This is a genomic window from Mycobacterium novum, from assembly GCF_010726505.1.
Classification (GTDB): Bacteria; Actinomycetota; Actinomycetes; order Mycobacteriales; family Mycobacteriaceae; genus Mycobacterium; species Mycobacterium algericum.
Window position 1 is genome coordinate 3457968 of sequence record NZ_AP022562.1, and the last position, 14078, is coordinate 3472045.

The window sequence follows — 14078 nt, forward strand, 5'->3', positions numbered from 1 at the left end:
TGTCGATCATGCCCGATGAATGGCCTCAGCAGCACCGTCCGCCGGGATCGGCGTCGTAACGCCGCCGCCAGTAGTCCCGCTCGGAGAGCACCGGTTCGCCCGGATGAGCCCGGCGGCGGTATTCCAGATAACGGCGGTAGTGGTTGTCACCGAGCAGGGTCGCCCAGTACCAGCCGAACCGGCGAGCCGCCCGGGCTAGCCGGCTTGCCGAGCGTCCCACTGCGCCTGTACCTTTCGCTCGACCGCCGACGGGACCAGTCCGGCCGGTGCGAACCGGCGCGACAGCACCGGCGGCGGCTCGGTGGTCGACACGGCACCGCGAATCGCCGTGAACGACACCAGCACCCCGGTCACGAACACCACCGCGACCAGGGTGGCGAACACGATCGACAGGCTGCCCTGGATGAAGGTGTTGCGAACGACATCGTGCAACTGCGCCGCGTCGACCGCCGATCCGAACGAGGTCGCACCGGCCCGCTCGGCGGCCCGGTAGGCGAAGTGCTGCGTCCAGTAGCCCACTCGCGGATCGGACGAGAAGATCTTCTGCCACGACGCCGTCATGGTGACCGTCAGGTCCCACAGCAGCGGAATGCCCGGTACCAGTGCCCATTTCAAGTCGGATCGGCGCCGGCTGCGCTTGATCACGATCACGGTCACCACGGTCAACGCGATCGCGGCCAGCAACTGGTTGGCGATGCCGAACAGCGGGTAGAGGGTGTTGATCCCGCCGAGCGGATCGGTCACCCCCATCAACAGAATCGAACCCCATCCGGCGACCACCGCCACGCTGCACGCCCACGCTCCGATTCGCCACCCCGGGTTGGCCAGCCGGTGCAACGGCCCGCCCAGGTTGCTCAACGCGTCGGAGAGCATGAAGCGGGCCACCCGGGTGCCGGCGTCGACGGTGGTCAAGATGAACAGCGCCTCGAACATGATCGCGAAGTGATACCAGAACGCCTTCAGGGCCGGCCCACCGAACACCTGTCCCAGCACCTCGGCCATGCCGAATGCCAGCGTGGGCGCCCCACCGGTGCGCGACACAATCGACTGTTCGCCGACGGCGGCGGCGGCCTCGGTGATCTGCTCACCGGTTACCGGTGACCCGCCCAGCCCGAGCCCGTTGACGTAGGCGGCGGCGGTTTCGGCGGTGCCGCCGGTCGCGGCGACCGGCGCGTTGAGGGCGAAGAACAGGTGCTGGTCCAGAATCGATGCGGTGATCAGCGCCATCACCGCCACGAACGACTCAGTGAGCATGCCGCCGTAGCCGATCAGCCGCATCTGGCTCTCTTTTTCCAGCAGCTTCGGGGTGGTGCCCGAGGCGATCAGCGAATGGAATCCCGACAGCGCCCCGCAGGCGATCGTGATGAACAGGAAGGGGAACAGCGACCCGGCGAACACCGGCCCGTCGCCGGTGTGGGCGAAGGTCGAGACGGCGGGAGCCGCCATCAGCGGCTGGGCGATCACGATACCGACGGCCAGCAGGGCGATGGTGCCGACCTTCATGAACGTCGACAGATAGTCGCGCGGCGCCAGCAGCAGCCACACCGGCAGCACCGAGGCGGCGAAACCGTAGCCGATGACACACCACGACAGCGCCAGCGGCGAGAGCGTGAACCAGGACGCTCCCCAGGATGTCTCGGCGACCCACCGGCCCGAGGCGACGGCTGCCAGCAGCGCGACCACGCCGATCAGGGAGACCTCCGAAACCCGGCCCGGACGCAGATAACGCAGATAGACGCCCATGAACAGCGCGATCGGGATCGTCATCGCGATGGAGAACACCCCCCACGGGCTGACCGCCAGCGCCCGCACCACGATCAGCGCCAGCACCGCGATCAGGATGACCATGATCACCAGCACCCCGATGATCGCGGCGGCGCCGCCGACCGCGCCGAGTTCCTCGCGGGCCATCTGCCCCAAGGAGCGGCCCCGTCGCCGCACCGAACACCACAGCACCAGGTAGTCCTGCACGCAGCCGGCGAACACCGCGCCGATCACGATCCAGATGGTGCCCGGCAGATAACCCATCTGGGTGGCCAACACCGGTCCGACCAGCGGACCCGCGCCGGCGATCGCGGCGAAGTGGTGGCCGAACAGCACCCGGCGATCGGTCGGCAGGTAGTCGGTGCCGTCTTCGAAGATCTCCGCGGGAGTGGCGTGCTCGTCGCGGGGCTTGACGACCTTGAGCTCGATAAGCCTTGCATAGCAACGGAACCCGATGATGTAGGTGCACAGCGCGGCGACCACGAACCACACCGCGTTCACCGACTCGCCGCGGACGAAGGCGATCAGTGCCCACGCCACCGCACCGGCGACGGCGAGCGCACCGAGCACCAGTTTCTGGCGCACCGAGATGGGGGAGCGGTCCACGACGGCGACCGGGGGCAGCGCGGCGTCGGTGTGCAGGTAGGTCACCGGACCGTCGCGTCGCTCGATCAGCTGCGGCGCGGTCGGTGCGGCCACGGGGTACCTCCTTGGGGCCTGCCGGATGCCCGAGTGGTAGCGGTTTCCGAGCGGAACGATAACTTGTTCCTGATACTCAAGTACTTGCTTAAGGGAGTTCGCATGGAGATCAGTGGCAAGAAGGTCGTCGTCGTCGGTGGCGCCTCGGGGATGGGTCGGGCAACCGCGGAGCTGCTCGCCGAAGGTGGCGCAGCAGTGGCGGTGCTCGACCGGGAGGGGTCGGAGGGCAAGGAGGTGGCGGCCGGTTTCGGGGGCGCCTTCCACCCGGTGGACATCACCGACTTCGCCGCCGCCGAGAAGACCCTGGCCGCAGCGGTCGAGGGCCTCGGTGGTCTGCACGTCATCGTCACCACCGCGGGCGGCGGCATCGCCAAGCGCACTTTGAGCAAGTCCGGGCCGCATGACCTGGAGTCGTTCCGCTCGGTGATCGACCTGAACCTGATCGCCACCTTCAACCTCAACCGGCTGGCCGCGGCGCAGATGAGCACCAACGAGCCCGAGGACGAGGAGCGCGGGGTCATCATCAACACCGCCTCGATCGCGGCGTTCGAGGGCCAGATCGGCCAGGTGGCCTACACCGCCGCCAAGGCCGGTGTCGCCGGCATGTGCCTGACCATGGCACGCGACCTCGGCTCGGTGGGCATCCGGGTGCTGGCGATCGCGCCGAGCCTGTTCGCCACCGGCCTGACCAAGGGCATCCCGGAGGAGTTCGCCAGTGCCCTGACCAAGGATGCCGCGTTCCCCAAGCGCCTCGGCCGGCCCGAGGAGTTCGCCAAGCTGGTCGCCGCCGTGGTCGACAACCCGATGCTCAACGGGCAGTGCCTGCGGTTGGACGCCGGGCAGCGGTTCGCCCCCAAGTAGTTACCGAACAGGAGACCTGCCATGGGCATCGCAGTAACCGACGACCACCGCGAACTGGCCGAGGTGGCCCGCGGATTCTTGACCGCGCAGCAGGCCCGCGCGGCGTCCCGTGCGCTGCTGGACGCCACCGAGGAGGGCCGGCCGCCGTTCTGGGGTGAGCTGGCATCGCTGGGCTGGCTGGGGCTGCATATCGCCGAGGAGCACGGCGGCTCGGGCTTCGGGCTGCCCGAATTGGTGGTGGTGGTCGAGGAACTGGGCCGTGCGGTGGCGCCGGGACCTTTCCTGCCGACGGTCATCGCCTCGGCGGTGATCGCCGCCGCCGGGACCCCCGAACAGCAGGCCCGGCTACTGCCCGGCCTGATCGACGGTTCGGTGACCGCCGGGGTGGGGATGGCCGGCGGCGTGGCCCTCGACGGCGGCGTGGCCTCCGGCGACGCCGGGATCGTGCTGGGCGCCGGGCTGGCCGATCTGCTGCTGCTGGCCGCCGGCGAGGACGTGCTGGTGCTCGAGCGAGATCGCGCCGGGGTCAACGTCGACGTACCCGGCAACCTCGACCCGACCCGGCGCTCCGGGCGGGTCACGCTGACCGGCGTCGGGATCAGCGCGGACGACACGCTGGCCGGTGGGCGTGAGTCGGCGCTGGCGCGGGCTCGGGTGCTGCTGGCCGCCGAAGCCGTCGGTGGGGCGGCCGACTGCACCGACTCGGCTGTCGAGTATGCCAAGGTGCGCGAACAGTTCGGCCGGACCATCGCGACCTTCCAGGCCATCAAGCACCACTGCGCCAACATGCTCGTCGGCGCGGAGTCGGCCACCGCGGCGGTGTGGGACGCCGCGCGCGCCGACGGTGAGGACGAGTACGCCTTCCGGCTGGCTGCCGCGGTCGCCGCCACCCTGGCGTTCCCCGCCTACGTGCGTAACGCAGAGCTGAACATCCAGGTGCACGGCGGCATCGGCTACACCTGGGAACACGACGCTCACCTGCAGTTGCGCCGGGCCCTGACGGTGCAGGCGCTGTTCGGCGGCGACGCACCGGCGCTGGCCGTGTTCGAGAGTGCCGCGGCCGGCATCACCAGGACCAACAGTCTGGATCTGCCGCCCGAAGCCGAGGAGCTGCGCACCCAGATCCACGCCGACGCGCTCGAGATCGCCGCGTTGAGCGGCGAGGAGCAGCTGGACCGGCTGATCGCGACCGGCTATGTGATGCCGCACTGGCCCAAGCCGTGGGGCCGAGCCGCCGACGCTGTCGAGCAACTGGTGATCGAGCAGGAGTTCAGCGCCGCCGGGGTGCAGCGACCCGACTACTCGATCACCGGCTGGGTGATCCTGACGCTGATCCAGCAGGGCACCGACTGGCAGATCGAGCGGTTCGTGGAGAAGGCGTTGCGCCAGGAGGAGATCTGGTGCCAGCTGTTCTCCGAGCCGGCTGCCGGCTCGGATGCGGCCGCGGTCAAGACCAAGGCGACCCGGGTCGATGGCGGCTGGAAGATCAACGGCCAGAAGGTGTGGACGTCCGGTGCGCACCTGTGCCGGCGTGGGCTGGCCACCGTTCGCACCGACTTCGACGTTCCCAAGCACGCCGGCATCACCATGGTGATCGTCGACATGGAGGCACCCGGTGTCGAGGTCCGGCCGCTGCGTCAGATCACCGGCGGTTCGGAGTTCAACGAGGTGTTCTTCAACGATGTCTTCGTGCCGGACGAGGACATCGTCGGCGAGGTCAACGAAGGCTGGAAGGTCGCCCGCGCGACGCTGGGCAACGAGCGGGTCAGCATCGGCGGTGGTGGTTCCTTCACCGCCGGCATCGACCAGAAGCTGATCGCGCTGACCCAGCAGCACCGGCAGTCGGTGGCCGACGCCGCGGTGCGGGTGGGCCGCTTCATCGCCGACGAGCACGCGTTGCGGCTGCTGAACCTGCGCCGGGTGGCGCGCAGCATCGCCGGCGCCGGGCCCGGACCGGAGGGCAACGTCACCAAGCTCAAGCTCGCCGAGCACATGGGCGACGGCGCGGCCATCGGGGCGGCGCTGCTGGGCCCGGACGTCGCACTCGACGACGGGCCGGGCGCGATGGCCGGCCGGATGGTGATGGGTGCGCGCGGCATCGCGATCGCCGGCGGCACCTCGGAGGTGACCCGTAACCAGATCGCCGAGCGCATTCTGGGGATGCCCCGCGACCCGCTGATCAAGTAGCGTCTCCTTCACCGCACTTTTTGCGCGAGCGTGCGCGTCCCCGGTCGACACGCCGAGGTCGGAACCGTTTTTGCGCACGCTCGCGCCGGGAAGGGGAGCGCGAAATGGCAACCGTCGCCGACCATGTCATCGCGACCCTCAAGCGCAGCGGCGTACAGCGGGTCTACGGGATACCCGGCGACAGCCTCAACGGCTTCACCGACGCGATCCGCCGGGCCGGCGACTTCGGCTGGGAACAGGTGCGTCACGAGGAGACCGCGGCCTTCGCCGCCGCCGCCGAGGCCGCGATGACCGGCCGCCTGGCGGTGTGCGCCGGCAGTTGCGGGCCCGGCAACCTGCACCTGATCAACGGCCTGTTCGACGCGCACCGCAGCCGGGTGCCGGTGTTGGCGATCGCCGCCCACATCCCGCTGGCCGAGATCGGCTCCGACTACTTCCAGGAAACCCACCCGCAGAACCTGTTTCGCGAGTGCAGTGTCTACTGCGAACTGGTCAGCACCCCCGAACAGGCGCCCCGCATCCTGGAGATGGCGATGCGCACCGCGGTCGAGGAGAACGGTGTCGCCGTCGTCGTCGTGCCGGGTGAGATCTTGTCCGACCGCGTCGACGCCACCGACTGGGGATCGCGACCGGTGACAGCCGCCGGGGTGGTGTGCCGCCCCGATGAACACGGTCTGGCCGCGGCGGCGGGCATGCTCAACGATGCCTCCCGGGTCACCATCCTGGCCGGGGCGGGTGTGGCCGGCGCCCACGGTCAGGTCATCGAACTCGCGGGCACACTGGCGGCCCCGATCGTGCATGCGTTGCGCGGCAAGGAGTACATCGAGTACGACAACCCCCACGACGTCGGTATGACGGGGCTGCTCGGCTTCGCATCCGGTTACAAGGCGATCGCCGAAGCCGATGTGCTGCTGATGCTCGGCACCGATTTCCCCTACCAGCAGTTCTATCCCGAGCGCGCGCGGATCATCCAGGTCGACATCCGGGGCCGAAATCTGGGCCGGCGCGCCCCAATCGATCTCGGACTCGTGGGCACGGTGGCCGACACCCTCGCCGCGTTGCGCCCGATGTTGACGGCCAAGGACGACCGCACCCATCTGGAGCGGTCGCTGAAGCACTATCGCAAGACCCGCAAGCGGCTGGACTCGTTGGCCTCCAATGATCGCGACCGGACTCCGATTCGCCCCGAATACGTTGCCGCGGTAGCGAATCAGCTAGCCACCGATGATGCCGTGTTCACCGTCGACGTCGGATCCCCGGTGGTGTGGGCGGCGCGCTACCTGACGATGAACGGGCGGCGACGGCTGATCGGGTCGTTCAACCACGGCACGATGGCGTGCGCGCTGCCGCACGCGATCGGCGCCCAGACCGTCGACCGGGAGCGTCAAGTCGTCGCCTTCGCCGGCGACGGCGGGCTGGCAATGCTGTTCGGCGAGTTGTTGACGCTGACGCAGAATCGGTTGCCGGTCAAGGTGATCGTGTTCAACAATTCGTCGCTGAACTTCGTCGAACTGGAGATGAAGGCCGCCGGGATCGTCAACTTCGGTACCGAGTTGCAGAACCCGGACTTCGGCGCCGTCGCGGCCGCGCTGGGCATGTTCGGGCGGCGGGTGGAGCGGCCCGGTGACCTGGAACCGGCCCTGAGCGCGGCGCTCGACCATGACGGGCCGGCCGTGATCGACGTCGTCACCGCCCGCCAGGAACTGTCGATCCCGCCGGCGATCACCGCCGAACAGGCCAAGGGGTTCTCGCTCTACGCGATCAGGACCATCCTCGCCGGTCGCGCCGACGAACTGCTCGACCTGGTGACCACCAACGTGGCCCGGCGCATCCTGGATTGACGCAAATAATCGCTTGCACACCGACCGGAGCGGGATTAACCTGGCTGAATCATGCGTCATCTACTTGTAGTAGCGGTCACCCGCAGCGGGGTCTGATCCAGACCGACCCCCGCTGTGGGTCGGAAGCTACTACCCGTCGGTCGCTCCCCTCGAGCAGAAGAGACCGAGACATGACCAACACCTCGTTTCAAGACCGATTCGACACCACCCGGTTGCCGCGTGAGCTGCGTGACGTGGCCGCACAGTTGACCTGGGACCACTTCGTGGCCACCTACGGGCGAGCCGCCGGACCGCTGCGGGTCGGTCGGTGGCGTTGTCTGGACCCCGACCGGCCCGCGGCACGGCTGGGGCCGCAGGGCCGGAGGTATCAGGCGACGATCGCCGTCGGCGAGCGGACTGGCACCTGCACCGCGGCGGCGCACGGGCCGCTGGCCGCGCTGACCACCATGCTCCACGACTGCGGAATCACCTTGGAAATTCTGGGTTTCCACCAGCTTCGGTGCGGCGACGAGACCGCCACGTTCATCCACGGCTCCAACGGCCGCACCACGGCGTGGGCGGTCGGCTTTTCCGTCGACGCCGGACGGTCCGCGGTGCAGGCGGTCACCACCTGCGCCAACCGGCTGCTGATGGCAGAGTGACCTGCGGGCGCGAGCGTGCCCGAAAACGGTGCGTCCCCCGGCGTGTTGGCCGGCGACGCGCACGCTCGCGGGAGAAGCACGGGCTAGAGCGGGCGCAGCACGATCGGCATGCCGTCCATCGGAATCGGCATGCCGCCGTAGTCCCAGCGCGTCCGGTAGCCGGGGTGGGGCAACTCCAACCGGTACCGGCGTAGCAACCGGTGCAGAATTGCCTTGACTTCGAGGCGGCCGAACGTCATCCCGATGCACTTGTGCGCCCCGCCGCCGAACGGATTGAACGCATACCGGTGCCGCTTGTGCTCATTACGCGGTTCGGTGAACCGTTCTGGGTCGAATTTCATTGGGTCCGTCCATAATTCGGGAAGACGGTGATTCACCCCGGGGTAGGCGATGACATTGGTGCCCTTGGGGATGTAGTAGCCCAGCAGGTCGGTGTCGCGGACCGTCTGGCGCATCGCCCACTGTACCGGCGTCACCAGGCGGATCGATTCGTCCATGACCAGATCGAGCGATTCCAGCTTCTCCAGCGATTCGATATCGAGCGGTCCGTCGCCCAAGCGATCCGATTCGTCGCGGCAGCGCTGCTGCCATTCCGGATTGCCCGCGAGGTTGTAGGCCATCGATGTGGCCGTCGACGTCGACGTGTCGTGGGCGGCCATCATCAAAAAGATCATGTGGTTGACGATGTCAGCGTCGGTGAACCGGTTGCCGTCCTCGTCCTCGGCGTAGCACAGCGCCGTGAGCAGGTCGTTGCCCTCCTTGCCGCGGTGCTCCCGGACCCGGGCGGTGAAGTAGCTCTCCAGCAGCTCACGCGCCTTGAGGCCACGCCACCAGGTGAAGGGCGGCACGCTGGTGCGGATCACTGCGTTGCCGGCGCGGGTCGTCGTGGTGAACGCCTTATTGACCTTTGTGACCAGCTCGCGATCGGTGCCGGGTTCGTGCCCCATGAACACCAGCGCGGCGATGTCGAGGGTGAGTTCCTTCATCGCGGGGTAGAGCAAAAAGCGCGGGTCGTTGCTGACCCAGTCGTTGGCGATCACCTGGGACGCGACCAAGTCGATCTGCTCGACGTAGCCGACGAGGCGGGGCCGTACGAACGCCTGCTGCATGATCCTGCGGTGGAACATGTGTTCCTCGAAATCCAGCAGCATCAAGCCGCGTTTGAAGAACGGCCCGATCACCGGGACCCAGCCCTGCTGCGAGTAGTCCTTGTCGCGGTTGGCGTAGATGACCTGCGTCGCATCGGGGCCCAGCGCCGCGACGGCGGGCAGCACGGGCGAATCCCCGAATAGCATCGGGCCGTGGGTGTGGTACATGCGCATCAGATAGTCCGGCCCGCCGCGCAGCATCTCGATCATGTGCCCGAGGATCGGTAGCCCGGCGTCGCCGAGGACCGGCTTGAGTCCACTGCCCGGGGGTGGCTCGGCGAGTTGCTTCTCGGGGAACTCCATGGTCAGCAGTCGCCTTTCCAGGGCCGCCATGCCCGGAAAGTTGTTGAACGACGGGGTGAACCGGCGTTTGGCCTGGTCGATCAGGTAGCGCGGGGTGCTGATCGTGGTCACGGACGCTCCTTTGGCAGGCCGGGTAAGCAGTGACGGACGTCACTTGATCCCTAATACTTGGGCCAAGTTTGACGCCTGTCAACCAGGCCTGGCGCAGGGTTCCGCGGTGCGCGCCGAGGGCGGTGAGTGAATCAGATCGGGCGCAACACGATCGGCATGCCGTCCATCGGCAGCGGCATGCCGGCGTAGTCCCACTTCGGTCGGTAGCCGGGCCGCGACAGCTCCAGCCGGTAGCGGCGCAGCAGCCGGTGCATGACGGTCTTGACTTCCAGCCGCCCATAAACCATCCCGATGCACTTGTGCGCTCCGCCGCCGAACGGTGCGAACGCATAGCGGTGCTTCTTGTGCTCCGAACGCGGCTCCAGGAACCGTTCGGGGTCGAACTGGCGCGGGTTGGTGTACAACTCGGGAAGCCAGTGGTTCATCCCCGGCCACAGCGTGACGTTCGTCCCGGCCGGAACGTAGTGCCCGAGCAACTCGGTGTCGCGCACGGCTTGGCGCATGTTGAACGGCAGCGGGGTGACCAGCCGCAGCGACTCGTCCATCACCAGGTCGAGGGTCTCCAGCTTTTCCAGCGCCTCGATGTCCAGCGGGCTGTCGCCGAGCCGCGCCGACTCTTCGCGCGCCCGTTCCTGCCATTCCGGGTTGGCCGCCAGGTGGTAGGCCATGGTGGTCAGGGTCGAGGTCGTGGTGTCGTGGGCGGCCATCATCAAGAAGATCATGTGGTTGACGATGTCGGCGTCGCTGAAGGTGTTGCCATCCTCGTCGGCGGTGTGGCACAACACCGTCAGCATGTCGGTGCCCTCGACGTTGCGGCGCTCGCGCACCCGCTGGGTGAAGTAGTCCTCGAGTACCTTGCGGCCCTGCAGACCGCGCCACCACTTGAACGGTGGCACCGACGTGCGGATGATCGCGCCGCCGGCCCGGGTGGTCTGCTCGAATGCGTGGTTGACCTTCGCCACGGTCTTCTGGTCGTCACGCAGGTCCATGCCCATGAACACCACCGAGGCCACATCCAGCGTCAATTCCTTGACCGCCGGGTAGAACAGGAATCGGGGGTCGTTGGTGGGCCATTTCGCCACCAGCGCGCTGGCGACCCGGTCCATGTCCTCGACGTAGCTGGCCAGCCGCGGGCGGGTGAACGCACCCTGCATGATCCGCTTGTGCGCCAAGTGCTCCTCGAAGTCCAGCAGCATCAGCCCGCGGTTGAAGAACGGGCCGATCACCGGGATCCACCCGGTGGTGGAGTAGTCCTTCTTGCGGTTGGCGAAGACGGTCTCGGTGGCGTCGGGACCCAGCGCGACGACCGAGGACAGGATCGGCGATTCGGCGAAGTACACCGGACCGTGCTTACGGTAGATGTGCATCGCAAAGTCCGGGCCGCCCCGGAACATCTCGACGATGTGGCCCAACACCGGCAGCCCGGAGTCGCCGACGATCGGCTTGAGCCCGCTACCGGCCGGGGGCTCCGCCAGCGTCTTTTGCTTCCAGTCCACGGTGAGCAGCCGCTTCTCGATGGCGCCCATCCCGGGGATGGTGTTCAGCGTCGGGGTGAACCGGCGCCGGGCCTGGTCGAGGAGATACTGCGGGGTGGTCATGGTGGTCATCGGATGACTACCTCTCGTTCGCGGACGTCAGGTGCGCAGCGGCTATGACGGTCTGTGGCGACCGTCACGTAACCACATCTTCAGATCAAAATTGACGGGTGTCAAGTTTGAATACGGCGCGGCGTGGTGCAAGGTGCAAGGGTGAGCACCCAGCACGACCCGGCCGGCCCGACTCCCGACGATCTGCCGCTGCGGCGGGGGGACAAGCAACGCCAGGCGATCGTGCAGGCAGTGCGGGAGTTACTGGAGGAAAAACCGTTCGCGGAGCTGTCCGTCAGCACCATCAGCGACCGGGCCGGGGTGGCACGGTCGGGCTTCTATTTCTACTTCGATTCCAAATACGCCGTACTGGCGCACATCCTCGCCGAGGCGAGCCAGGAGCTCGAAGAACTGACCCAGTACTTCGCGCCGCGCGGCGCCGAGGAATCGCCGGCGGCATTCGCCGAACGCATGGTGGGCAGCGCGGCGGCGGTCTTTGCCCACAACGATCCGGTGATGTCGGCGTGCAACATGGCACGCAACAGCGACGCCGAGATCCGGGAACTGCTCGACGCCCAGATCGACGCGGTGATCCACCAGATCGTCGGCGTGGTCAACGACGAGATCGCCGCGGGCACTGCGGATCCGATCAGCGAAGACATCCCCGCCCTGGTGCGGACACTGGCTGCCACCACGGGCTACATGCTGTCCGGGGACACCGCATTCCTGGGGACCGACGGTGACGTGGGGCGCGGGGTACGGGTGCTCGAGGCGCTGTGGCTCACCGCGCTGTGGGGCGGGGACGCAGCGCGGGGTTGAATCATCGGCCGCCGGTGCCGCGACCCGGACGGTAGGGTCTGCACCCATGACACGCGTGGCGCAGTACTACCGGGGCAAGCGGTGCTTCATCACCGGAGCGGCGAGCGGCATCGGCCGGGCCACCGCGTTACGGCTCGCCGAGGCCGGCGCCGAGCTGTATCTGACCGACCGCAACGCCGAAGGACTGGCCGAAACCGTCGCCGACGCGCGCGCCCTGGGAGCCCAGGTCCCCGAACACCGGGTGATCGACATCGCCGACTACGACGACGTCGCCGCGTTCGCCGCCGACATCCATTCCCGGCACGAGCCGATGGACGTCGTGATGAACATCGCGGGCGTGTCGGCCTGGGGGACCGTCGACCGGTTGACCCACGAGCAGTGGCGCAAGATGGTCGACATCAACCTGATGGGCCCCATCCACGTCATCGAGACGTTCCTGCCGCCGATGGTCGCCGCGGGCCGCGGCGGGCACCTGGTCAACGTTTCCTCGGCCGCCGGGCTGGTCGCGCTGCCCTGGCATGCCGCCTACAGCGCCAGCAAGTACGGGCTGCGCGGGGTATCGGAAGTGCTGCGCTTCGACCTGGCCCGACACCGCATCGGGGTGTCGGTGGTGGTGCCCGGTGCGGTCAAGACCGGGCTGGTCAACACCGTCGAGATCGCCGGCGTCGACCGCGAGGACCCGCAGGTGGAGAAATGGGTGGGCCGGTTCGCCGGCCACGCCGTGTCGCCGGAGAAGGCCGCGGAGAAGATCCTGGCCGGGGTGGCCCGCAACCGCTACCTGGTCTACACCTCCGGTGACATCCGGGCGCTGTATGCGTTCAAGCGGCTGGCCTGGCTGCCCTACAGCGCGGCGATGCGCCAGGCCAACCGGGTATTCAGCCGGGCCCTGCTGCCCTCGCAAAAATCCGTGACGAGGTGAGCCGCGAGATCACGGTATTGGCGTTGGTCGGCAGCCTGCGCACGGCATCGGTCAACCGCCAGATCGCGCAGTTGGCGGCCGAGGCCGCCCCGGCAGGTGTCCGCGTGGCGGTCTGCGAGGGACTTGGCGAGCTGCCGTTCTACAACGAGGACCTCGACACGCCAGCGACCGTGCCGGCGGGGGTGACCGCCCTCCGGGCGGCGGCCGCCGCCGCCGACGCGGCCCTGGTGGTCACCCCGGAGTACAACGGCACCATCCCCGGCGTGCTCAAGAACGCCATCGACTGGCTGTCGCGCCCGTTCGGCGACAGTGCGCTCAAGGGAAAGCCGCTGGCGGTGATCGGTGCGGCGCTGGGCCGGTATGGCGGAGTGTGGGCCCACGACGAGACCCGCAAGTCCTTCGGCCTCGCCGGGCCGCGAGTGGTCGATGAGATCAAGCTGTCGGTGCCGATAGGCATGCTGGAGGGAAAGCATCCCCGCGAGCACGCGCAGCTGGTGTCCGCCGTGCGTGATGTCGTAGCCAAACTGGCGGTCCAGGCGGGCTGAGCGCCACCGGCGAAGTCTTTGCTGAAACCGGACGCGGGTCCGGTGTCGGGGCGTGGTCGTCGGTGATCGGTGGTAGACCTGTCGCCATGGGGCAGCGCGGGAATTTTTGTGACGTGCGACACGCCGAGGCGGCAACGGCGACAGGCTTACAACCTGCGAATTTCAAGAATGTTGTTCGGAACATCTTGTATGGCTTCTCAAGGCGACCCACTAGGTGTAGTGTTTCAAGCACCGCCAGACCCCGGATCATCGGGCTGGCCGAACTGCGGCGAAGGGCATCGAATCACTGCCCGGAGCTGCGGTGGAGGCCGGAGATCCAAGGCCTTGGCGGCCCGCTGAAAGTAGTACCTGATCCGTCATCTGTTCGTTGCCGACGATTCGCTGAGGAGTCTGCGCCCATGAGCATCACCGTCTACACCAAGCCCGCATGCGTGCAGTGCAACGCCACCTACAAGGCGCTGGACAATCAAGGCATCGCCTACGAGGTCGTGGACATCAGCCTCGACTCCGATGCGCGGGACTACGTGATGGCGCTGGGTTACCTGCAGGCCCCGGTCGTCGTCGCCGGCGACGAGCACTGGTCGGGTTTCCGTCCGGACCGCATCAAGGCGCTGGCGCAGACCGCGCTGAGCGCGTAAGCGGCCGCCGCATCGG

The 14078-nt window shown here is 67.9% G+C and carries 12 protein-coding genes; 8 read left to right on the forward strand and 4 right to left on the reverse strand.

Features of this window, described 5'->3' with window-relative positions; genetic code table 11:
• Positions 1–25: 25 nt before the first annotated feature.
• Positions 26–220 (reverse strand): YbdD/YjiX family protein, encoded by a 195-nt coding sequence (locus tag G6N19_RS16150; protein ID WP_013829729.1) that lies wholly within the window; start codon positions 218–220, stop codon positions 26–28.
• On the reverse strand, positions 196–2463 hold the full coding sequence (locus G6N19_RS16155; protein ID WP_013829728.1) for a carbon starvation CstA family protein: 2268 nt from the start codon (positions 2461–2463) through the stop codon (positions 196–198). Before G6N19_RS16155 ends, G6N19_RS16150 begins: the two co-directional genes overlap by 25 nt.
• A gap of 102 nt (positions 2464–2565) precedes the next feature.
• Between G6N19_RS16155 and G6N19_RS16160 the strand changes: the two genes are divergently transcribed.
• The 4 genes from G6N19_RS16160 (at position 2566) to G6N19_RS16175 (ending at position 7993) form a co-directional block, all read left to right on the forward strand.
• A complete protein-coding gene (locus tag G6N19_RS16160) occupies positions 2566–3324 on the forward strand; it encodes an SDR family NAD(P)-dependent oxidoreductase (protein ID WP_013829727.1) in 759 nt (252 codons plus the stop codon).
• A gap of 21 nt (positions 3325–3345) precedes the next feature.
• A complete protein-coding gene (locus G6N19_RS16165; protein WP_193465301.1) occupies positions 3346–5511 on the forward strand; it encodes an acyl-CoA dehydrogenase in 2166 nt (721 codons plus the stop codon).
• Positions 5512–5615: 104 nt separating this feature from the next.
• Positions 5616–7352: a ubiquinone-dependent pyruvate dehydrogenase gene (poxB, locus tag G6N19_RS16170; RefSeq protein ID WP_193465302.1), complete on the forward strand. Its 1737-nt coding sequence runs from the start codon at positions 5616–5618 to the stop codon at positions 7350–7352.
• Between the two features lie 170 nt (positions 7353–7522).
• Positions 7523–7993: a 2-isopropylmalate synthase gene (locus tag G6N19_RS16175; RefSeq protein WP_013829724.1), complete on the forward strand. Its 471-nt coding sequence runs from the start codon at positions 7523–7525 to the stop codon at positions 7991–7993.
• Between the two features lie 83 nt (positions 7994–8076).
• Here G6N19_RS16175 and G6N19_RS16180 read toward each other — a convergent pair whose 3' ends face one another.
• Both G6N19_RS16180 and G6N19_RS16185 read right to left on the reverse strand, forming a co-directional pair.
• A complete protein-coding gene (locus G6N19_RS16180) occupies positions 8077–9555 on the reverse strand; it encodes a cytochrome P450 (RefSeq protein WP_013829723.1) in 1479 nt (492 codons plus the stop codon).
• Between the two features lie 131 nt (positions 9556–9686).
• Positions 9687–11162 (reverse strand): cytochrome P450, encoded by a 1476-nt coding sequence (locus tag G6N19_RS16185; protein ID WP_013829722.1) that lies wholly within the window; start codon positions 11160–11162, stop codon positions 9687–9689.
• Between the two features lie 141 nt (positions 11163–11303).
• Between G6N19_RS16185 and G6N19_RS16190 the strand changes: the two genes are divergently transcribed.
• From G6N19_RS16190 to G6N19_RS16205, 4 genes are all read left to right on the forward strand, one after another.
• On the forward strand, positions 11304–11960 hold the full coding sequence (locus G6N19_RS16190) for a TetR/AcrR family transcriptional regulator (protein ID WP_013829721.1): 657 nt from the start codon (positions 11304–11306) through the stop codon (positions 11958–11960).
• A gap of 46 nt (positions 11961–12006) precedes the next feature.
• Positions 12007–12879 (forward strand): SDR family oxidoreductase, encoded by an 873-nt coding sequence (locus G6N19_RS16195; protein WP_193465303.1) that lies wholly within the window; start codon positions 12007–12009, stop codon positions 12877–12879.
• Positions 12876–13424, forward strand: coding sequence for an NAD(P)H-dependent oxidoreductase (locus G6N19_RS16200; protein WP_013829719.1), 549 nt, complete (start codon positions 12876–12878; stop codon positions 13422–13424). Before G6N19_RS16195 ends, G6N19_RS16200 begins: the two co-directional genes overlap by 4 nt.
• Before the next feature lie 398 nt (positions 13425–13822).
• A complete protein-coding gene (locus G6N19_RS16205; RefSeq protein ID WP_013829718.1) occupies positions 13823–14062 on the forward strand; it encodes a redoxin NrdH in 240 nt (79 codons plus the stop codon).
• Positions 14063–14078 lie beyond the last annotated feature (16 nt).